The sequence below is a fragment of the Pseudoalteromonas sp. T1lg10 genome (assembly GCF_002964545.1).
In the GTDB taxonomy this organism is placed as follows: Bacteria; Pseudomonadota; Gammaproteobacteria; order Enterobacterales; family Alteromonadaceae; genus Pseudoalteromonas.
Genome location: NZ_PQBV01000018.1, coordinates 101,102 through 122,186, shown reverse-complemented (window position 1 = coordinate 122,186; position 21,085 = coordinate 101,102). Strand labels below are relative to the sequence as shown.

Here is a 21,085-nt window from a genome sequence, read left to right as displayed (position 1 = left end):
TTAAGATGGCACATGACGACATTGAAATTGAATCGCAGTGGGAATTATTCTGCGACCAAGTGCAACAAAGTAAAGAGATCTGGTTGCTCGGCAGTGATGACGGCGGTATCGCCTCGGTCAGCTCCGCCTATGACGACAACCAGGATGTATTGCTTATGTGGCACAGCGAAGAGCTGGCTCAGGCGCAATGCACAGGTGACTGGCAAGGGTTTAGCCCTTTCTCATTGCCCCTCGAGGAAGTGCTTGAGGACTTCGCCCCTCAGTTAATCGATGATAATGTCATGGTGGGTATCAACTGGGATAATCAGGTCTGCACCGAGCTGTCGGCCAAGTCCTTGGTGAGCGCGCTAACCGATTAGTACCTAGTGAAGACCCATTTAGGCCGGCGGCCATTTACCAGTATGGAGTTGCATACCCTGTTTTCCGGGTATGTTTATGGTGATGACAAACAAGCGCGCGAGCAGCCCAAGCATTGGCATTTTTGGCTGCCGCTGCTGGCCTATTACAGCGGTGGTTTTAGCGATGAACTCGCTTCCTTAGAACTGGGTGATGTCGATATCACCAGCACCATCCCCGTGCTACACCTGCACACCCATGGCAAGATCAAGGCCCGTAAAATCCCCATCCACCCGCATTTGTTTGCCTGTGGTCTGAGTGAATATGTCGATTTCATCAAAACGCAGCAGCACAGCCGCTTATTATTCGACTTACCATCAAAGTCAGGGCGTTACAGTGAAAAGGCCCGTATTTGGTTCTCTGGTGAAGGCGAGCGCGCCGGGTATATGCAAAAATGCCATCTGCCGACCGTGGATCAACAAGGTCATAAAACCGCGCTCAGCAGTTTGCGCCTTAACTTTGAGCAAAGCATTCGCATCAGCGCCATGCAGCTTGGCTGCAAACCCGGCTTTTATTATCTGATGGGACTAAAAGACTACCCCGAAGATGATTTTGCCGATCTGCGCACCCTGCAAAAGATTGTCCGCGGGGTACGCATAGTTAATGCTCATAGCCATTGGCAGCGCTTCTGCGCCCGCAGCTAACTAGGGCGCCTTATCCTCACAGACAAAAGCCAGCTTATCGCCCTCGGGCAAATAGCTCAGTCGGGTGATATTTCCTGCACAGTATTCGCTTAAATCATGCCACAGGCTGGCCGCTTTGGCGCTCTGTAACTGCTTTTGATATACCCGCCCGCCGTAGGCATAGGCTATGGTCTTATCCGTCACCCAGGTATAGTCCTGCACTCCTTGTGGCAAACGAAACAGCTGGGTCACGGTTTTCGTGTCTGGGGCAAAGCTGCTAAACCAGTTTTGCAAGTCCTGCTGCTGGGTAAAGGTGAAGACGCCCAGCGCCGGGTTATAGCTAAAGCCACGACCTGGATTATCGGCCACATGATGGATTTTTTCCGGCTCGGCCAGATTAAAGTATTTGGCGCTGTGCGGCTCACCAAGAGCAAACACCAGCAAGTCCTGCCGTGCTCCCCAAGCGTGATAACCTATGGTGAGGCCGTTATCCAGGATGCGTGTGCTTGGCGCCGACTCACCCAGGGGGTAAGACCAAAGCTTTTGCCCCCCATCGGGCTCAACCACCACAGCCGACAAGGCGTTTAAACCTGGCACTACGACCGACAAGGCATTTAAACCTGGCACCAGAGTAGGCGAATATTCGCTGTAAGCTGGGGTATTACTGATATTGCGACGGTCTTGGGTGGCGAAGTCGTAAAAGAAGATCTCCTTTTGTGCCTGCTTATCAGTGCCTATTTCATAACTGTAGTAGACGCCAGCCTTACTTATCGCAGGTTGATTACTGTAAGTTCCTCGTTCGCTTACCGCCAGCACTTCGGGTTGTCCCTGCTCATCGTGTTGCAACAGCAGTATTTGGCTCTGGGCCAAGGCCAGCGGGCTGCAACACAGCAAGCTTAATACCTTTAAAGTCGTTAATTTCATTATTGTTTTCGTTCTTATTTTTGCTCTTAAATTTGCCCTTCTATACTAGCGTGAAATCCCTTTAGGGCAAACCGCGCCTTGATTTAACATGGAAGCCCCTTTATAAAGGGTATTTGAGTTAACAAACGATTAATCTTATGTCGGCCAAACATCCCATTGTCGCGATTACCGGTTCTTCAGGTGCGGGCACTACCACCACCACCAATGCCATTAAGCATATTTTCCGCAGCCTGGACGTCAACGCCGCGTTTATCGAAGGCGATAGCTTCCACCGCTATACCCGCCCCGAGATGGATAAGAAAATACGCGAAGCAGAGCAACAAGGTCGTCATATCAGTTATTTTGGTCGTGAAGCCAATGATTTTGCCGCCCTAGAACAGCTGTTTACCAACTATGGCGAAACCGGCAGCGGCAAGGTGCGTCGTTATCTACATACCTTTGATGAAGCCGTGCCCTACAACCAACTTCCGGGCACCTTCACACCCTGGCAGGATTTAGAAAGCGGTACAGATTTGATGTTCTACGAAGGCTTACACGGTGGTGTGGTTGACGAAGAGCATGATGTGGCCAAGCATGTCGACCTCCTGATTGGCATGGTGCCCATCATCAACCTTGAGTGGATACAAAAACTGATCCGCGATACCTCGGAGCGTGGACACTCCCGAGAGGCGGTGATGGACTCCATACTGCGCAGCATGGATGATTACGTAAACCATATCACCCCGCAGTTCTCGCGCACTCATATTAACTTTCAGCGCGTGCCTACTGTGGATACTTCCAACCCTTTTAGTGCCAAGGACATTCCCTCACTGGACGAAAGCTTTGTGGTGATCCGTTTTCGTGGCATCGACAGCGTCGACTTCCCCTACTTTTTGCAGATGATAGATGGCAGCTTTATGTCGCGAATGAACACACTTGTGGTGCCCGGCGGTAAAATGGGTTTGGCAATGGAGTTGTTGTTAACGCCGCTGATCAAAGAATTATTAGTGAAAAAGCGGGCTTTAGAACATTTAGCGCCAGCAGATTTACCCATCTAGCCGGCGCTAATAAAGCTTAAAGGATTAAGCTTCTGGTAGGTTGCGACCGTAGAAGATCTCTTGGATCTCGCGGTTTAAACGCTCACGGATTTCTTCCTGCTCGCTTTCTTCAAGCTCATCGGTGGTTACACCGAACAGGTAAGTATTTAAATCCGTTTCTTTAAGCATCATCTTGGTGTGGAACAGGTTCTCCTGGTACACATTCACGTCCATCATCTGATACAGCTCTTTGGTATCATCAGTCATGTAATTCTGAATCGAATTAATGGCATGGTCGATATAATGCTTAACACCGTTAACGTCACGGGTAAAACCACGCACACGGTAGTCAATAGTTACCACGTCCGATTCCAACGAGTGGATCAAGAAGTTCAACGCTTTAAGTGGCGAAATAATACCACAGGTTGATACTTCGATATCAGCACGGAAGGTACAAATACCATCATGCGGGTGCGACTCTGGGTAGGTGTGCACACAAATATGGCTTTTATCCAGGTGCGCAACCACAGACTCAGGTAATGGCCCCGGCGTTTCTTCGCTGTCAAAGCTCTGTTCGTCTACCGGCTCTTCCGAGATCAGAATAGTTACACTGGCCCCTTGAGGGTCATAATCCTGACGGGCAACATTAAGGATATTGGCGCCAATAATGTCAACGACTTCACCAAGAATGTCCGTAAGACGATCAGCACTGTATTGCTCATCAATATATTCAATGTATTCTTTACGTTGTTGCTCTGTTTTCGCATAGCAAATATCGTAAATACTAAAACTTAAGCTTTTGGTTAAGTTATTGAAACCATGAAGCTTAATTTTATCAAAGGGCTTGTTCACTATAAACCAACCTCAAACCTAGTCACAAAAGTCACTCAGGGACTCAAAAAAGAGGGCGGATTTTAGCCCAATTTGGCTCCCTTAAAAAGTACTTTTTAAACGATTTCTTGTACTTCAAAACTATGGGTTATTTGCACCGACTTTTCCAGCATAATCGCCACCGAGCAATATTTATCCGCAGACAGGGCTACGGCACGCTCAACATGCTTCTCGCTCACCTCGGTACCGGTAACGATAAAGTGCAAATTAATCTTTGTAAACACGCGAGGTGTTGTCTCGGCACGCTCACCGCTTAGCTGCACCTGCACACCACTTACCTGCTGGCGCGCCTTTTTTAGAATGCTAACCACGTCCACCGATGAACATGCACCCGCCGACATTAACACCATTTCCATCGGCGACGGCGCCTTAGGATCACTGCCAGTATCAAACACCACGTTATGGCCAGAATGTGAAGTACCGATGAAGGTGTCGCCCTCAACCCACTTTACGTTTGCTTGCATGTAAACCTCGTTGTTTAAATTAAAATCTCAGCGATTGTAAAGCAGCACGCCGATGATGCAAACCTGCATTTATCCCCGCTGCGATAATTGCGCTCATGCGCGGGACGAGCGGTTATTGAGCCACTGATGCCATGGCGTTATCGAATAGTTTTTTTTACCAAACTGGCAACTTCATCGATAAAAACGCGCAGCTCCCGAGTCACCTAAAGACAAAAAGCAGCCTAAGCTGCTTTTTTATCCACAAGAGCTGATCAGTCCAGGCTTAAGCCTGGGCTAAGCGTGTCCGGCAGAGTCAACTGCTCCAGCTCTACCGAGGCTACCGGGTATGCGCAATAGTCCGCGGCATAGTAGGCACTGGCTCTGTGGTTACCCGAGGCACCAATACCACCAAATGGCGCTGCACTTGATGCACCTGTGATAGGACGGTTCCAGTTGACGATACCGGCACGAATACGACGCAGGAAGTATTCATAGTCCGCTTCGTTGTCACCCAGTAGGCCGGCAGACAGACCATAAGCGGTTTCATTGGCTTGCTCGATAGCACGATCAAAGTCGCTGTAACGGAATACCTTAAGCAGTGGGCCAAAGTGCTCATCATCCGGGAAGTTTTGTACCGAGGTACATTCAATAATACCCGGAGTAACAAAACCTGTGCCTGCGGTATGAGTAAGCTCCAGCAACGGCTGAGCACCTAGCTCAACAAGCTGTTGCTGCGCCGCAACCATGCCCTTGGCTGCTGCTTCGGAGATCATAGAACCCATAAACGGCTGCTCAGCGGCATCATAGTCGCCAACCTTGATGTTTTTAGTGGCCGTTAGCAGTTGCGCCAAAATAGCATCACCCAACTCGCCTTCAGGCAAGAACAGCTTACGCGCACAAGTACAACGCTGGCCGCTGGAAATAAAGGCCGACTGGATAATATCGTGTACCGCCGCCTTGATATCGCTAACATCTTTAACGATAAGCGGGTTGTTACCACCCATTTCCAAAGCCAGAATTTTACCCGGCTGACCGGCAAACTGCTCATGCAGGATATGACCCGTGCGTGATGAACCGGTAAAGAATAGACCGTCGATACCCGGGTGTGAGGCCAAAGCCTTACCGGTTTCAACTTCACCCTGAACCAGGTTAAGCACACCATTAGGCAGACCCGCTTGTTGCCATAGTTTCAAAGTAAACTCGGCTACTGCCGGAGTCAGCTCAGAAGGCTTAAACACCACGGTATTACCCGCTAAAAGCGCTGGCACTATATGACCGTTAGGCAGGTGGCCTGGGAAGTTATAAGGGCCAAACACAGCTACTACACCGTGGGCGCGGTGACGAATAACCGCTTTACCTACTGGCATGGCATTTTCTACCGTGCCGGTACGCTCTTGATACGCTTTTTCAGAAATCGCTACCTTGCCCACCATGGCGGCGGCTTCAGTGCGTGTTTCCCATAAAGGTTTACCGGTTTCCTGGGCGATAATTACCGCCATTTCTTCGCTGTTCGCCTTAAGCTGCTCGGCGAAGGCCTGAACTACAGCCAGACGCTCGGCAAAGGTTTTATCCGACCAAGGGATAAAAGCAGTACGCGCCGCTACAACGGCGTCATTTACTTGCTCGGCGGTGGCACTGTTGGCCTGCCAAAGCTGTTCGTTGTTAGCCGGGTTTACCGAGCTAACTGCATGGCCTTGGCCTGCAAGCCATTGACCATTAATAAATTGTGCTGGATGAGACATAAATATGACTCCTTATAATGCTGCCACGCACACCTGGTCGCCGCTCTGTACTTTGAGCGCATCGGCGGTGCTTTGCGTTAAAATAATTTCGGCGTCATCGCCACCATCTAGATCTACCTCAACCACCAGGGCACGGTAATCTTCAATATTCTGATTGGCCACCATCACTGCGTTGTCGCCCTGACTCTCACCTATCACTACGGTGCGCAGGCCACTGTTGATAACAGTGCGGATATTGTCGACCTTGGCTTCCACCGTAGGACCGGCATCGAAAATATCGACATAGCCGTTAAAGGTGAAGCCTTCGCTTTTGAGCAATTCAATGGCGGGACGCGTATTGGTATGCACCTGACCCACAACCTGCTGCGCTTCTTTGCTCAACAAGTTGACGTAAATCGGGTATTTCGGCATCAATTCGGCGATAAACACCTTCTGGCCTATGCCAGTCAGGTAATCCGCGGTGGGGAAGTCCATGCTGAAAAAGTGCTCTTCAAGCCACTGCCAAAACGGACTGCTGCCCTGCTCGTCGGATACACCACGCATTTCGGCGATCACTGTGTCAGCAAAACGCTCACGGTGCTGGTTAATAAACAAGAAACGCGATTTAGACAGTAACTTGCCATTAAATTTTTGCCGATATTTTTCCTTCAGGAACAGCGTACAAAGTTCGGTGGCGCCGGTGTAATCGTTACACAGGGTTAGAATATCAACCGCCTTGTACACACCTAAGGTGCGAGACGAGTGGATCACTTTGGAAAGGTGGTAGTGATAAAATGCATCATCTAAACCCACCGCAGCTTCAATGCCACAGGTACCGGCGATTTCACCGGTTTCGCTATCTTCAAGAACAAACAAGTAGCCTTCATCACCGGCTTTTGCTGTCGGCTTGGCGAAGGATTCAATAGAACGGGTGATCTTATTCTGCAACAACTCTTCATTCAGTGGCAGCGAGGTAAAACCATGCCCCGACTCCTCGGCGATAACGAGCAGCTCTTGATAATCTTGTTGTCGGATTGGGCGAAGAACCATCATAGATCCGCTTACTCCCTAAAGGTTAAACCATAACAAGCCTGGCGCCGCGCCATGCAGCGCCAAACTTCAAATTGACCGGCGTTCTAGTAGTTAGACAGAACGCCGCGGTGAAGTGCTTAAACTAGGCTGGCAACCGCTTTTTCAAAGCGTGCCATGCCTTCACGAATCTCTTCTTCGCTGATCACCAATGACGGTGTAAAACGTACCACATCGGCACCGGCCACAAGCGACATCAAACCTTGTTCCATGCTGGCAACCAGGAATTCACGGGCACGACCCTTGAACTTATCGTTCACTACTGCACCGATAAGCAAGCCTTTACCACGCACATCACTGAAAACATCGTACTTAGCATTGATATCATTTAGAAGTTGCTTAAATAGCGCTTCTTTTTCTTTTACGCCTGCCAATACCGCAGGGTCATTGATAGTGTCGAAAGCCGCTTCGGCTACCGCACACGCAAGCGGGTTACCGCCGTAGGTTGAACCGTGCGTACCCGGCTTAAGGTGCTTGGCAATCTCTTTAGTGGTCAGCATGGCACCGATAGGGAAACCGCCGCCCAAGGCTTTAGCCGAGCTCATGATATCTGGAGTTACACCCAGACCCTGATAAGCATAAAGCTCACCGGTACGGCCAACACCTGTTTGTACTTCATCGAAAATAAGCAGTGCATTGTGCTTATCGCACAGCTCACGTACGCCCTTAACGAAATCAGCTTCAGGAGCAATGATGCCGCCTTCACCTTGCAGTGGCTCCATCATAACCGCACACGTGTTGTCATCGATCAATGACTTGAATGCTTCCAGGTCGTTGTAATCACAATGCACAATATCACCCGGCTTAGGACCGAAACCGTCTGAATAAGCAGCCTGGCCACCCACGGTTACGGTAAAGAAGGTACGACCGTGGAAGCCTTGGTTAAAGGCAATGATTTTTGATTTTTGTGCACCGAAGTTATCTAGGGCCCAGCGACGAGCAAGCTTTAGTGCCGCTTCGTTAGCTTCCGCACCCGAGTTGGCAAAATAAACCTGCTCGGCAAAGGTCGCGTCGGTCATTTTCTTCGCCAGGCGCAGTGCCGGCTCATTGGTCCAGATATTCGACAGGTGCCAAAGTTTCTCGCCCTGCTCTTTTAATGCCGTAACTAGCGCTGGATGACAATGACCCAAACAGTTAACCGCAATACCACCGGCAAAGTCGATAAACTCACGGCCTTGCTGGTCCCATACACGAGCACCTTCGCCGCGTACCGGGATCACATCCGATGGGTTGTAGTTAGGAACCATTACTTCATCAAATAAAGCGCGATTAACTGTCATTTTCTTTCCTCATTGAGTCTGGCGTTAAAAGTGGGTACCAAGTACAGGTCTGGGGACCTTAAAGCTAGTGCAACACTCTTAACAAGGCTATGAAATCCGCCATTAAGGCGACGGACAAAGCACTACATGAATAACATCATTATTTCAGAAAAAACCCGTAAAGTCTCATGCAAAGCTTTCATGCAGACCCCGTAAACACAGGCATTGAGGGTAGATTTTCACCTTGAGTGAATAACTATTTTAGCGCCATTAATAAAGAAGCCATATGGCATGAGTTGCCGCCGTCAAAGCACATACTGAACAGTATTTGAATGAATATACGTAAAAAATTTACAAAATATTTTCAGCAACGGCTTATTTTGCATCAGTTTGCTGGGTGAAAGTACCTAAATCGATACCATATCAAGGGGTAAGTTGAGGATTTTGCACATCAAGATAGCCACAGCATAACCGCCGTTCATCTGCTACAACCAATGGTTCTGGCAAGAGCCATTGGCCTGCACCAAAATCTTGGCCACGCCGCTGAACTATGACGGCTTACCTAAGCGAAGTAATAAAGCACAGGCTTAAGCTTCAATGTCTTCTTTAATAAAGAGATGTAAGTTAGTACTCACATTAGCGCTAATAATCTACGCCTTTAGACTTGAAGCAAGTGCGCCTGCTGAGTTGCTATATTCTGTGCGTTAATTTCGCTCGATAAAGTGCTTTAGCATGTCCAACCCGTGCTGGGTAAGAATGGCTTCCGGGTGAAACTGAATCCCTTCTAAGGCCTTATCGGTATGCAATAAGCCCATGATTTCATCCATCTCCCCCTGCTCATTCTCGGTCCAAGCGGTAATTTTCAGCTCGGCTGGTAAGGTTTCCGGGGCCACCACCAAGGAATGATAACGACACACCTCAATGCGCTCGTCTAATCCGGCAAAAACGCCCTGCTGTGTAGTACGTATCACAGAAGTTTTACCATGCATAACCTCTCTGGCACGCACCACTTGAGCGCCTAAGGCCTGGGCTATGGTTTGATGTCCCAGGCAAACACCAAGAATAGGAATACTGCCCTGAAAACGGCGCACCAGATCAAGGGAAATACCCGCCTCATTGGGACTGCATGGTCCGGGCGACAGCACTATATGCTCGGGTTTAAGCGCTTGAATATCGGCCAGGGTCAATTCATCGTTGCGCTTAACCAAGACTTCCTGGTCAAGACGCTGGAAATACTGCACCAAGTTAAAGGTAAATGAGTCGTAGTTGTCGATCATTAATAACATGGAATCTTCCACTAAAAAGCCAAGCATTTACACGCTTGGCTTTGGATTAGTCTATTTCTGCCCTAACGCTTAAGGACGCGGAATAAAGCCAAGTGCGTCGTACACTGCTTTTAATGTCGGCGCTGCCTTCGCTCTGGCTTTCTCGGCGCCGCTGCGCATGATCTGATCCAGCAACGCCTGATCCGCACGGATCTCTTTAAAGCGCTGTTGAATAGGCTCAATCATGGCTACCACGGCATCGGCGGTGTCCTTCTTCAGGTGACCATACATCTTGTCTTCGTACTCAGGCACTAGATCATCGATAGAACGCTTGGTTGCTACCGACAGTAAGGTCAACAAGTTTGATACGCCCGGCTTTTCCTGACGATCAAAGTAAATACGTGCCTGCTCGTCAGAGTCGGTCACCGCTTTTTTCAGCTTTTTCTCGATCTTCTTCGGCTCGTCCAGAAGCATGATGTAACCATTTGGATTTTCATCCGACTTGGACATCTTCTTCAATGGATCCTGCAAGCTCATTACACGGGCACCAAACTCAGGAATATAAGGCTCTGGCAGCTTAAATACTTCACCATAAAGGTTGTTAAAGCGCGTGGCGATATCCCGGGTCAGCTCCAGGTGTTGCTTTTGGTCTTCACCTACCGGCACCTGATCCGCCTGATACAGGAGGATATCGGCCGCCTGTAACACAGGATAGGCAAATAGACCAACATTGACATTGTTGGCGTGCTTGGCCGACTTATCCTTGAACTGTGTCATGCGGTTAAGTTCGCCCATTTGCGCGTAGCAGTTCAACACCCAGGCCAGCTGCGCATGCTCAGGCACCTGAGATTGCACGAATAACGCTGCTTTTTCCGGGTCGATACCACAAGCCGCATAAAGGGCCACACCATCAAGCACACGCGAGCGTAATACTTCCGGCTCTTGGCGGATGGTGATGGCATGCAGGTCAACCAGCATAAAGTAACTTTCATGATGCTCTTGCAAGCTAAGCCACTGGTTAATGGCGCCAACATAATTGCCGATTGTCATACCACCTGTTGGCTGAATGCCGCTTAACACTACTGGTTTACTCATGATGTTCCTTTATTGCTTATCGATTAATGGCGGTGATTATATCTAAGAATTGGTCACAGAGGTACTCTGGATTGTACTGGCGCAGGTCTTCACCCTGGTGATAACCGCCGCTCAAAGCCAGGGCATCCATGGCCGCTGCTTGTGCCGCCAGCAGATCCGATTTCGAGTCGCCGATCATCAAGGCTTGAGCCGGTTCGACACCAAGCTGCTGGCAAGCCTTTAACAAGGGCTCGGGCGAAGGTTTTTTCTTACCATCATCGCCACACACAATCACCTGAAAATGACTGGCAATACCCAGCTGTTGCAATAAAGCCTCGGTAAAACATCGGGCCTTGTTGGTGACCAAAGCCTTGGGCGTAGCCGCAAAGGCCGCCAATACAGTTTCAACATGGGGGTAAAGCTGCGAATACTGGCCCAACACCGCAAGATAATGGTGGCAGAACAGCTCGTTGGCACGGCTAATCTCCTGCTCCGTTAGCAACGGATTGGGCTCCATATCACCACTGAGCGCACGCACCACTAGCTGCTCTATGCCATTACCGACAAACTGGCTGACCATGGCGTGAGAGATTACCGGTCGAGCCAGATCGGTAAGCATCAGGTTCACCGCTATGTACATATCCGGCACGCTGTCGACCAGGGTGCCATCAAGATCAAATATCAGCGCCTGGTATTTCACTGAGCAACCTTGGCGAGTTCGCTGCGCATCTGCTCGATGACTACCTGATAGTCGGGTTGGCTAAAAATAGCCGAACCGGCTACAAACATATCGGCACCGGCGGCCGCCACTTCGGCAATATTATCCACCTTTACACCACCGTCGACCTCAAGTCGAATATCACGACCACTGGCATCTATGATGGCACGTACCTGCTTAAGCTTTTCCAAGGTATGAGGAATAAAGCTCTGACCGCCAAACCCAGGGTTAACTGACATTAATAAGATAACATCCAGCTTATCAATAACATGCTCAATAATATGCAGCGGTGTCGCCGGGTTAAATACCAGACCTGCCTGACAACCATGCTCCTTGATCAGAGCCAGGGTACGATCCACATGCTCGCTGGCCTCGGGGTGGAAGGTAATAATGCTGGCACCAGCCTTGGCAAATTCAGGGATCAGGCTGTCGACCGGCTTCACCATCAGGTGCACATCAATAGGTGCCGTGATGCCATAATCTCTAAGCGCCTTACACACCATGGGACCAAACGTCAGGTTCGGCACATAGTGATTATCCATCACATCAAAATGCACCACATCGGCGCCGGCGGAAATAACTCGCTCTACGTCTTCACCAAGACGGGCAAAGTCGGCGGAAAGGATCGAGGGCGCGATCAGGTAGTCTTTCATAATACTGCTCCTTTGAACGGGGCCTATACTTTAACGAAAAATACGCATAGTTGTTAGCGTATGTTTATTTTTGCGAGGTTTTTCATCGATCCCGACGAATTATTTAGAAACAAAACGTTAAAGCCCAACCGTTAACATAAATTAAACATTACACCCTTGTTTTTAAAGTAAAAAGTTTAATTATTTTTAAAAGTTCAGTTGTTTTTTTAAACAACTTTGCGTAAGCTCTAGTGACTAGTTAAGGATCGGAGAGGGATATGTTGTTAGTGCTGAAAAAACATGCGTTGTTAGCAGGCGTTGCAACTACTGCTATGATTGTTGGCACTTTTGCTATCCAATCTGGCTCATCTCTTAACTCTGAAACCTATAGTCAATGCGTTTGTGATACCAATGCGTACGGCGAACAAACTCAAAACTGCGCTAATCCTGATGGTGAACAATCCTGGTTTGCCTGGTTTGCCGGCGACAGTCGCAGTGCCCAATTTCATTATTTAGACTTGTTGGAATTGCTTAGCCGTAACGACAACAAGGAAAACGCCCGACAATTCTCTAATACCTCCTACTAGGCAGGAATTCTTATGTGGTCACAAATTCAAACTGTGGTCGCGGCCTTTTTTGGTGTACAAAGCGATGCCAAACGTCAACAAGACTTCAGCAATCATAATCCCAAGATCATTATTGCCCTCGCCATTGCCCTGTTTGTTATTTTTGTCCTAGCCGTGTTTGGCCTGGTTCAACTGGTATTGGCGACCGGATAAATACATAGCCATCAATTCATTGACCTTATTGCGACCATTCCCCTTAGGGCTGATGGTGCGCTTTACCTTGAGCACATCAATATCCGCCTGCTCATAGATCTTTCTGGTCCATAAGGTATCGTGGTTAGAGATCAGTACCGAAGTTTGCTGCTCACCCGCGGCCTGCTCGGCCAAGTTGGCCAGGTTCGCTTGGTCGTCCAGGTTAAAACCGCCTTTGGCGTAGCTGGTAAAGGATGCGGTTTTACTCAGCGGCACATAGGGAGGATCGCAATAAACCACGGCATCTTGCGGTAATGAAGCAAAGACATCGCGATAGCTTAAACAGGTAAAGGTGGCTTGCTGTGCCTTTTCAGCAAAGAAATACATTTCCGCTTCGGGGAAATAAGGCTTTTTATATTTTCCAAAAGGCACATTAAAAATGCCTTTAAGATTATAACGGCACAAGCCATTGTAACCATGACGATTCATATAGAGGAATAGGATGGCGCGTTCGTAGGCATCGCGACTTTCGTTAAAGCGAGCCCGCAAGCCATAATAGACATCGGCGTCATTATTAAGCTCGCAAAACAGCTTACGCGCATCACTGATAAACTCATCAGGCGCATGGGCTAATTCTTTATAGAGGTTGATTAGATCCGCATTGATATCGTTAAGCACGTAATGCTTAAAATTGGTATTTAGAAACACCGAGCCGGCGCCAACAAAGGGTTCAACGAGCGTAGATGCAGAGCTGCCGGTGAGCTCCTGAGCTTGATCTAAACGTTTGGCGATATCTTCGACCAAACTGTATTTGCCGCCCGCCCATTTCAGGAAAGCACGGGTTTTCTTTTGCATCTATTCTACTAGCTCATCTTTAATTATTATCTCACTCCCGGTGCACCACAAGGGTAAATGTAAATACCGGGGTCAACGCCAAATTCTACCGCAATTCAGGGGACTGTTGCGAGTTTATCTCCCCTTTTATCTGCGCTATTTGTTTACCTTAGCGCTGGGCCTCGCCAATTAGTATGCGTATCGCCGCCAACTAAGAGGTTAGTTCATTCTTAGACACGGCCTGAGCCCAGGTAAGCACATGCCGGCCTTTAACGGCACTATGATAAGGCGCACTGCACCTTCTTATTGGTGCTGACCATTATAGGCCACAGCCAGGAGGAGCGATTGTATTAGCGTGTGAGCAGGGTTTCTAGCTCGGCGTCGCTGACATCATCAACCAATTCACAACGTCCAAATTGGCTAGGCAGAATAAAGCGAATGCGTCCCGCTTTGTTTTTTTTGTCCTTGCGCATATGGGCAAGAAACTGCGCAGGAGTCATTTCATCTGGGATTTGCACTGGTAGATCATAGGCTTTGAGCAAGGCAATAATACGCTCAACCTCGGCACTACTTAGCTTGCCTCGGCTGTGTGCCAGTTGTGCTGCCAGCACCATACCGACCGCGACCGCTTCACCGTGAAGCCAGGCGCCGTAGCCCATTTCAGCTTCGATAGCATGACCAAAAGTATGACCTAAATTAAGCAAGGCCCTAAGCCCGGCTTCTTTTTCGTCCGCCGCTACTATCTCCGCCTTAATGGCACAGCAACGCTGTATCACCCTTGGCAATAGCTGAGCATCCAAGGCCTTGATCTCTTCAACATTACGCTCAAGTAACTCGAACAAATCAAGGTCGTAGATCAAGCCGTATTTAATCACCTCGGCCATACCGGCGGCAAATTCCTTGGCCGGTAGGGTGGCCAGCGCAGCGGTATCGATAAACACAGCCTGAGGCTGATAAAAGGCACCGATCATATTCTTGCCCAAGGGGTGATTAACCGCGGTTTTACCGCCTACGGATGAATCCACTTGCGACAACAAGGTGGTAGGGATCTGCACAAAAGGTACGCCGCGCTGATAACAGGCAGCAACAAAACCGGTCAGGTCACCAATAACCCCGCCACCCAATGCCAGCAAAATGGTATCGCGGCCACAGTTGTGCTCTAACAAAAAGGCATTGAGGCGCTCAAACCATTCCAATGTTTTGTATTGCTCACCGTCGGGCATTACGAAGACAAGAAGATCCTTATCTGCCAAGCTGGCAAGAAGGGTGTCCAGGTAGAGAGGTGCTATGGTTTCATTGGTAACGATTACCGCGCGTCGCTCGCCTACATATTGCTGCAGGCGCGCACCGTCTTGTATTAACTCGTTACCAATAAAGATGGGATAACTGCGCTCACCGAGTTCAACATTGAGTTCCAGCATGCGCAATTCTCCTTGGGATATTTAGAAGTTAAGCTTCTCGATGATTTGGTTAGCCACAACTTTCGCACTCTGCTCATCGGTACGCACAACAAAGTCGGCGATTTCTTGATACAGCGGGTTGCGCTCTTCGGCTAGACGCTCCAACACATGTTGCGGCGCTTCTTCTGTTTGCAGTAGCGGACGTCGTTTATCACGCTGGGTGCGAGCAACCTGTTTTTCGATTGGGGTCTCAAGGTATACCACAATACCGCGAGCAGACAGTTTGTTGCGTACTTCTTTACTGACTACTGAGCCACCACCTGTTGCCAACACGATACCCTGAAGCTCGGTTAGATCTGTGATCACCGCTTCTTCACGACGACGGAAACCATCTTCGCCTTCGATATCAAATACCCAAGCAATGTCGGCACCGGTGCGGCGCTCGATTTCGTTATCCGAGTCATAAAACTCAAGGTGCAGTTGGTCTGCAATGTGGCGACCAATTGTGCTCTTTCCGGCCCCCATGGGACCTACTAGAAATATATTACGTTTCTCAGCCATATCTTTTAGTACAAACGAACTCTAAAATTTGAAATAAAACCCCGCCTCGCGACTGGCCCCAAAATTCAAGGGGGAGATTATCTCAGTAATTTATGCCTGTTTTCAAGCATAATACTGCAAATAATCACAGTGGGCGGTGGGTCGATTAGAGAAATCCAGCGCACTTTTAGAACTTAGCCCTGCTTACGATGGATTTCTACTTAAGCCGAATCTGAGTAGGCTACTTAATCACTTTTAAGTGATTAGCTTTTTTGCCTTTGCCGTCGTCCTGACTGTTCTCACGGCTTGCTTGTGGGTTTGGATTGTCAATTGCCTCGAACCCGGCCTGCGGTTGTTGCGGCTCAGACTCGGCAGTTGATTGTACTGATTCAGAACGATCCTGCTCTTCGTATAACTCTTCTTGAGTAAATACGGTGCCTTCGCCATTTTCTCGGGCATAGATGGCCAATACAGCTCCCATGGGTACATAAACCTGCATGGGCTGACCACCAAAGCGAGCATTAAAGGTCAATGCTCGGTTATCCATTGAAAATTGCATTACAGCGCTCGGGCTGATGTTCAACACAATTTGTCCGTCTTGAACAAACTGAGTCGGTACCTGTACCTGAGCAAACTCGGCATCGACAACCAAGTGCGGTGTGCACTGGTTGTCGACTATCCAGTCGTAAAAGGCACGTAACAGATAAGGTCTGTTAGGTGTCATTAGAGACGAATCTCACGTTCTGCTTCAGTCAATGACGCTTGGAACGATTCACGCTCAAACAAGCGAATCATGTACTCTTTCAGCTCTTTGCTGCCAGCACCCGCAAGCTCGATACCAAGCTCAGGTAAACGCCATAATAGCGGCGCCAGGTAGCAATCAACTAGGCTGAACTCTTCGCTCATAAAGTATGGTGCTTCATTGAAAATAGGTGCTACCGCAAGCAGTGCTTCGGTCAGCTCTTTGCGTGCTTGCTCAGCATCGCTGCCACCGGCTAGGATCTTCGCAGCAAGCGAATACCAATCGGTGTCAATACGGTGCATCATCAAGCGGCTGCGACCACGCATTACCGGGTACACAGGCATTAATGGAGGGTGCGGGAAGCGCTCATCCAAATATTCCATGATGATGTTTGCTTGGTAAAGACCTAGCTCACGATCGATCAAAGTAGGAACCGTACCGTACGGGTTAATTTCGTGTAATGCTTCTGGCAGGTTATCTTTCTCCGCCAAATGGATATCCACGCTCACGCCTTTCTCAGCCAAGACAATACGAACTTGATGGCTGTACATACAATTCGCGCCGGAAAACAGCGTCATTACAGGGCGTTTATTGGCAGCAACGGCCATGCCTACCTCCATTAAAAAATCACAAAGTACAACATACTTTTTGCGTCATCACAGTGCCTAGCCTGACTAAATTCACAGCAATGATTTTAAACGGCAATAGGGGCATACGCCCCTATTGAGTTAACTGGTTGATTATTCTAATTAATGAACATCACGCCAGTATTCTTTCTTCAGTAAGAAAGCAAAGATAAAGAGGATAAATAGGAAACCAATAACCTTGATACCTAAAGACTCTGAATCTAAACGTGAAGGCTCACCTACATAGGCTAGGAAGTTAGCAATGTCGCGAGCAGCATGATCATACTCGTCAACACTCATTTCACCCTGGCCGTCGGTTTCAACCGCTACCACTTTCTTAACTGTTTTTCCGTGCTCTTCTACTTCCTCGAATACAGGATTTGGTAGGCCTTGTAGTTCTTGAAGAACGTGCGGCATACCTACAGAAGGGAACACAATGTTGTTTACGCCAAATGGACGCGACTCATCTTTATAGAACGACTTTAAGTAGGTGTAGATGTAGTCAGGTGATTTAACACGTGAAATCAGTGTTAAATCCGGTGGCGCAGCACCGAACCATTTTGCAGCATCATCTTTTTCCATCGCATTGGTGATGTGGCTACCTACTTTCGAACCATCGAAAATAAGCGTTTCCTGGCCGATATCGGTAGGAATACCGATATCGCGGAAAGTACGCTCATAACGCTGGTACTGCATTTGGTGACAACCAAGGCAGTAGTTCATAAATAGCTTAGCACCGCGTTGTAATGATGCTTGATCCGTTAGGTCGATGTTTGCTTCTTGCAAAGGCATCGAAGGACCCGCTGCCATTGATAGCGTTGGCAGCAATGCGAATAAACCGATTACTAGTTTTTTCATCACTTAGTCAACCTCTCTGGCAATGGCTTAGTCTTCTCGTTCTTAGAGTAGAAGAACAGTAGCACGAAGAACATAAAGTAAGTAACTGTACAAATCTGCGACAAAATCGTTTTGAAGTCAGTTTGTGGAGTTGCACCTACCCAGCCAAGGATAACGAAGGTTACAACGAACTGAGCAATGTTCAGCTTGTGGAAACCACAACGGTAGCGGATTGATTTAACTTTACCACGGTCAATCCAAGGTAGCAGCGCTAGCACTACAATTGACGCACCCATGGCGATTACACCCATTAGCTTGTCTGGAATCGCACGCAAAATCGCATAGAAAGGCGTGAAGTACCAAACAGGGAAGATGTGCTCAGGCGTTTTCAGCGGGTTTGCCGCTTCAAAGTTTGGCGCTTCTAGGAAGAAACCACCCATAGCCGGCGCAAAGAACACCACGTAGCAGAATAGAATTAAGAAGCCCACAACACCCACAATATCTTTTACTGTGTAGTAAGGGTGGAAAGGAATCGCATCAACGATGTCTTTCTTGTTTGTGTAGTATTCGTGGAACTTGAATTTTGGCTTGTCTTCTTCGGCAACCGTGCCTTTCTTACGCTTGATTTCAACACCATCTGGGTTGTTTGAACCCACTTCGTGAAGAGCAACAATGTGCAAGAACACTAGGATAACAAGTACCAGCGGCAGTGCGATTACGTGTAGGGCGAAGAAACGGTTAAGCGTTGCACCTGAGATTACGTAGTCACCACGGATCCACAGGGTAAGGTCATCACCAATCACCGGAATAGCACCGAATAGTGAAATAATTACCTGAGCACCCCAGAATGACATCTGACCCCAAGGTAGTAGATAACCCATGAAGGCTTCAGCCATTAGCGCTAGGAAGATAAACATACCGAATAGCCACAGCAGTTCACGCGGCTTCTGGTATGAACCGTAGATCATGCCACGGAACATGTGCAAATAAACCACTACGAAGAACGCCGAGGCGCCAGTAGAGTGGAGATAACGCAGCAACCAGCCGTATTCTACGTCACGCATGATGTATTCAACGGAAGCAAACGCACCTTCGGCTGAAGGAACGAAGTTCATGGTTAGCCAGATACCAGTAACGATCTGGTTTACTAGTACTAGCATGGCTAGTGAGCCAAAGAAGTACCAGAAGTTAAAGTTTTTCGGTGCGGGATATTGTGCGATGTGCATATTCCAGACGCGAGTCATAGGAATACGTTCATCAATCCAGTTGATAATATTACCAAACATTATGCTACCCCTTCGCCTTGCTCAGCACCAACTAAAATAGTTGTGTCGTCAATGAAGTAATAAGGAGGGATCTCTAGGTTTAGAGGAGCTGGAACCGACTGGAATACTCGACCGGCCATATCAAATTTAGAACCATGACATGGACAGAAGAAACCATCGTCTGTGCCTTCCACTTTCTCACCAAAGCCACCTTGTAGGAAGCTAGGAGAACAACCCAGGTGAGTACAAATACCCACGGCCACAAAGATAGTTTCTTTGATTGAACGGAATTCGTTCTTGGCAAACCCAGGCTGTTGCGGTTCATCAGACTGAGGATCACGGAGTTGATCTTCGTGTGCTTTAAGTTGTTCTAGCATTTCCGGCGTACGCGAGATTACCCAAACAGGTTTGCCTCGCCATTCAACACGGATTAATTGTCCAGGCTCTAGTTTAGAGATATCCACTTCTACGGGAGCACCCGCAGATTTAGCTCTTTCACTAGGGTTCCAAGACGCAATAAAAGGAACAGCAGCTCCAACCGCACCCACACCACCTACAACAGAGGTAGCAATGGTCAAAAAGCGGCGTCGGCTGTTGTCTACAGGCGCATTGCTCATCCACTTATCTCCACTATGATTCTCAACACTTGCTATATTGAGAACATCAGTTACAGCAGGTTAATTTTTGAAGTTACAAAATAGAAGCGATCATAAATAAAAGCCTTGATTAAAACAAGGTTATTCACTGTTTCACAGTCGAATAAGCACCCTCTCAGCGACTGAGTCTGGGTTCAAAAAGCGTATTCGATTATCAAGCAGTGCTGTTTATGTTATCGCAAACACTCGCCGCCGACGCTGATAAAGATCAAGGTCTAGTCAAGCAAAGTAGTTTAAAATCACTTCGTTAGTTTATTTGCCCGGCAATTGTAGCAAAAAATTCTCAAAATTATCGGCTTGATTTGCATTAAATCGGGGAAATTATGAAATATTCTCGGCGAAAGAGACCTAAGCCGTCCCCGCGTCGAAAACAGGCAATAAAAAACCCGGTTTGCCAAAGGCAAAGCCGGGTTTTGAAATTCTGGATACGTAATAAATTAACGCTTCGAGAACTGTGTTTTCTTACGTGCTTTCTTAAGACCCACTTTCTTACGCTCAACTTTACGAGCGTCGCGAGTAACAAAGCCAGCTTTACGAAGTGAAGGACGAAGTGACTCATCGAACTCCATAAGCGCACGAGTGATACCGTGACGGATAGCACCAGCTTGACCAGTAGTACCACCACCTTCAACAGTGATGTAAAGGTCAAACTTTTCAGTCATTTCAACTAGCTCTAGAGGCTGACGAACAACCATGCGAGCAGTTTCACGACCGAAATATTCTTCGATAGAACGTTGATTGATTACGATGTTGCCAGTGCCTGGGCGTAGGAAAACGCGAGCACTTGAACTTTTACGACGACCTGTACCGTAGTATTGATTTGCCATGAGTTAGTGCTCCTTAAATGTCTAGAACCTGAGGCTGTTGTGCAGCGTGGTTATGCTCGGTACCTGCGTAAACTTTAAGTTTACGGTACATTGCACGGCCAAGAGGACCGCGTGGAAGCATGCCTTTAACAGCTTTTTCGATGATCATTTCAGGCTTTTTAGCTTGAAGTTTCTCGAAGTTGATAGACTTAAGGCCACCTGGGAAGCCAGTGTGCGCGTAGTACATCTTGTCCTGAGTCTTGTTACCAGTTACGGTTACTTTTTCCGCGTTGATAACGATGATGTAATCACCAGTGTCAACATGAGGAGTGTACTCAGCTTTATGCTTACCGCGTAGGCGACGAGCGATCTCAGTAGCGATACGACCTAAAGTTTTACCTTCAGCGTCAACTACGTACCAGTCACGTTTTACTGATTCTGGCTTAGCAACAAACGTTTTCATTTATAAAAATCCAATGTTTACAATTATAAAACCACAAGCAGAAATTTTTCTGCTGCTCTATTAAATATGCTTCAACCCCTTCGAGTTTAAGACTTAACCCTCAGTAG

Annotated in this window: 25 protein-coding genes; 5 read left to right on the top strand and 20 right to left on the bottom strand. The window is 48.1% G+C overall.

Features of this window, described 5'->3' with window-relative positions; translation table 11 throughout:
• The first annotated feature begins 5 nt into the window (after positions 1 to 5).
• Positions 6 to 359: a DUF2750 domain-containing protein gene (locus tag C2M17_RS06780; protein WP_105200085.1), complete on the top strand. Its 354-nt coding sequence runs from the start codon at positions 6 to 8 to the stop codon at positions 357 to 359.
• A gap of 6 nt (positions 360 to 365) precedes the next feature.
• Positions 366 to 1,040, top strand: coding sequence for a hypothetical protein (locus tag C2M17_RS06775; RefSeq protein ID WP_105200084.1), 675 nt, complete (start codon positions 366 to 368; stop codon positions 1,038 to 1,040).
• Here C2M17_RS06775 and C2M17_RS06770 read toward each other — a convergent pair whose 3' ends face one another.
• On the bottom strand, positions 1,041 to 1,943 hold the full coding sequence (locus C2M17_RS06770) for a hypothetical protein (protein WP_105200083.1): 903 nt from the start codon (positions 1,941 to 1,943) through the stop codon (positions 1,041 to 1,043). It abuts the gene before it with no gap.
• A gap of 137 nt (positions 1,944 to 2,080) precedes the next feature.
• Between C2M17_RS06770 and C2M17_RS06765 the strand changes: the two genes are divergently transcribed.
• The gene (locus tag C2M17_RS06765) at positions 2,081 to 2,980 is read left to right on the top strand and encodes a phosphoribulokinase (RefSeq protein ID WP_105200082.1); all 900 of its coding nucleotides are present in this window, start codon (positions 2,081 to 2,083) and stop codon (positions 2,978 to 2,980) included.
• A gap of 24 nt (positions 2,981 to 3,004) precedes the next feature.
• Here C2M17_RS06765 and speD read toward each other — a convergent pair whose 3' ends face one another.
• From speD to rpe, 9 genes are all read right to left on the bottom strand, one after another.
• Positions 3,005 to 3,811, bottom strand: coding sequence for an adenosylmethionine decarboxylase (speD, locus tag C2M17_RS06760; RefSeq protein ID WP_105200081.1), 807 nt, complete (start codon positions 3,809 to 3,811; stop codon positions 3,005 to 3,007).
• Between the two features lie 95 nt (positions 3,812 to 3,906).
• Entirely contained in the window at positions 3,907 to 4,314 is a 408-nt protein-coding gene (locus C2M17_RS06755) for an OsmC family protein (RefSeq protein ID WP_105200080.1), read from the bottom strand.
• A gap of 251 nt (positions 4,315 to 4,565) precedes the next feature.
• Positions 4,566 to 6,035 carry a succinylglutamate-semialdehyde dehydrogenase gene (gene astD / locus C2M17_RS06750; protein ID WP_105200079.1) on the bottom strand — a complete coding sequence of 490 codons (1,470 nt, stop codon included), beginning with the start codon at positions 6,033 to 6,035 and terminating at the stop codon, positions 4,566 to 4,568.
• A gap of 12 nt (positions 6,036 to 6,047) precedes the next feature.
• The gene (astA, locus tag C2M17_RS06745) at positions 6,048 to 7,067 is read right to left on the bottom strand and encodes an arginine N-succinyltransferase (RefSeq protein WP_105200078.1); all 1,020 of its coding nucleotides are present in this window, start codon (positions 7,065 to 7,067) and stop codon (positions 6,048 to 6,050) included.
• Between the two features lie 116 nt (positions 7,068 to 7,183).
• Positions 7,184 to 8,383: an aspartate aminotransferase family protein gene (locus tag C2M17_RS06740; protein ID WP_105200077.1), complete on the bottom strand. Its 1,200-nt coding sequence runs from the start codon at positions 8,381 to 8,383 to the stop codon at positions 7,184 to 7,186.
• 683 nt (positions 8,384 to 9,066) lie between these two features.
• Positions 9,067 to 9,648: an anthranilate synthase component II gene (locus C2M17_RS06735; RefSeq protein WP_105200295.1), complete on the bottom strand. Its 582-nt coding sequence runs from the start codon at positions 9,646 to 9,648 to the stop codon at positions 9,067 to 9,069.
• Between the two features lie 69 nt (positions 9,649 to 9,717).
• Positions 9,718 to 10,722 carry a tryptophan--tRNA ligase gene (gene trpS / locus C2M17_RS06730; RefSeq protein WP_105200076.1) on the bottom strand — a complete coding sequence of 335 codons (1,005 nt, stop codon included), beginning with the start codon at positions 10,720 to 10,722 and terminating at the stop codon, positions 9,718 to 9,720.
• Positions 10,723 to 10,738: 16 nt separating this feature from the next.
• Entirely contained in the window at positions 10,739 to 11,401 is a 663-nt protein-coding gene (locus C2M17_RS06725) for an HAD-IA family hydrolase (RefSeq protein ID WP_105200075.1), read from the bottom strand.
• Positions 11,398 to 12,072, bottom strand: a complete 675-nt coding sequence (gene rpe, locus C2M17_RS06720; protein ID WP_105200074.1) for a ribulose-phosphate 3-epimerase — start codon at positions 12,070 to 12,072, stop codon at positions 11,398 to 11,400. The genes C2M17_RS06725 and rpe overlap by 4 nt, the downstream gene beginning before the upstream one ends.
• Before the next feature lie 257 nt (positions 12,073 to 12,329).
• On the opposite strand from rpe, the gene C2M17_RS06715 reads away from it, so the two are divergent.
• Positions 12,330 to 12,638, top strand: coding sequence for a hypothetical protein (locus tag C2M17_RS06715; protein WP_105200073.1), 309 nt, complete (start codon positions 12,330 to 12,332; stop codon positions 12,636 to 12,638).
• A 12-nt stretch (positions 12,639 to 12,650) separates the two neighbouring features.
• Positions 12,651 to 12,830: a DUF2970 domain-containing protein gene (locus C2M17_RS06710; protein WP_105200072.1), complete on the top strand. Its 180-nt coding sequence runs from the start codon at positions 12,651 to 12,653 to the stop codon at positions 12,828 to 12,830.
• Here the strand turns inward: C2M17_RS06710 and C2M17_RS06705 are convergent.
• The 10 genes from C2M17_RS06705 to rplM all read right to left on the bottom strand — a co-directional run bounded on the left by C2M17_RS06705 (position 12,786) and on the right by rplM (position 20,978).
• Positions 12,786 to 13,664 (bottom strand): Dam family site-specific DNA-(adenine-N6)-methyltransferase, encoded by an 879-nt coding sequence (locus tag C2M17_RS06705; RefSeq protein ID WP_105200071.1) that lies wholly within the window; start codon positions 13,662 to 13,664, stop codon positions 12,786 to 12,788. The two genes, C2M17_RS06710 and C2M17_RS06705, sit on opposite strands and share 45 nt — an antisense overlap.
• A 329-nt stretch (positions 13,665 to 13,993) precedes the next feature.
• Positions 13,994 to 15,064 (bottom strand): 3-dehydroquinate synthase, encoded by a 1,071-nt coding sequence (gene aroB, locus C2M17_RS06700; protein WP_105200070.1) that lies wholly within the window; start codon positions 15,062 to 15,064, stop codon positions 13,994 to 13,996.
• Positions 15,065 to 15,085: 21 nt separating this feature from the next.
• The gene (gene aroK, locus C2M17_RS06695; RefSeq protein WP_105187988.1) at positions 15,086 to 15,604 is read right to left on the bottom strand and encodes a shikimate kinase AroK; all 519 of its coding nucleotides are present in this window, start codon (positions 15,602 to 15,604) and stop codon (positions 15,086 to 15,088) included.
• Positions 15,605 to 15,824: 220 nt separating this feature from the next.
• The gene (locus C2M17_RS06690; protein WP_105200069.1) at positions 15,825 to 16,307 is read right to left on the bottom strand and encodes a ClpXP protease specificity-enhancing factor; all 483 of its coding nucleotides are present in this window, start codon (positions 16,305 to 16,307) and stop codon (positions 15,825 to 15,827) included.
• Positions 16,307 to 16,933, bottom strand: a complete 627-nt coding sequence (gene sspA, locus C2M17_RS06685; protein WP_105200068.1) for a stringent starvation protein SspA — start codon at positions 16,931 to 16,933, stop codon at positions 16,307 to 16,309. The genes C2M17_RS06690 and sspA overlap by 1 nt, the downstream gene beginning before the upstream one ends.
• A 141-nt stretch (positions 16,934 to 17,074) precedes the next feature.
• Positions 17,075 to 17,812 carry a cytochrome c1 gene (locus C2M17_RS06680; RefSeq protein WP_105200067.1) on the bottom strand — a complete coding sequence of 246 codons (738 nt, stop codon included), beginning with the start codon at positions 17,810 to 17,812 and terminating at the stop codon, positions 17,075 to 17,077.
• A complete protein-coding gene (locus C2M17_RS06675; RefSeq protein ID WP_105200066.1) occupies positions 17,809 to 19,074 on the bottom strand; it encodes a cytochrome b in 1,266 nt (421 codons plus the stop codon). Before C2M17_RS06675 ends, C2M17_RS06680 begins: the two co-directional genes overlap by 4 nt.
• Positions 19,074 to 19,670, bottom strand: coding sequence for a ubiquinol-cytochrome c reductase iron-sulfur subunit (petA, locus tag C2M17_RS06670; RefSeq protein WP_105200065.1), 597 nt, complete (start codon positions 19,668 to 19,670; stop codon positions 19,074 to 19,076). The genes C2M17_RS06675 and petA overlap by 1 nt, the downstream gene beginning before the upstream one ends.
• 476 nt (positions 19,671 to 20,146) lie before the next feature.
• Positions 20,147 to 20,536, bottom strand: a complete 390-nt coding sequence (gene rpsI / locus C2M17_RS06665; protein WP_105200064.1) for a 30S ribosomal protein S9 — start codon at positions 20,534 to 20,536, stop codon at positions 20,147 to 20,149.
• Between the two features lie 13 nt (positions 20,537 to 20,549).
• Positions 20,550 to 20,978, bottom strand: coding sequence for a 50S ribosomal protein L13 (rplM, locus tag C2M17_RS06660; protein WP_105187995.1), 429 nt, complete (start codon positions 20,976 to 20,978; stop codon positions 20,550 to 20,552).
• Between the last annotated feature and the right edge of the window lie 107 nt (positions 20,979 to 21,085).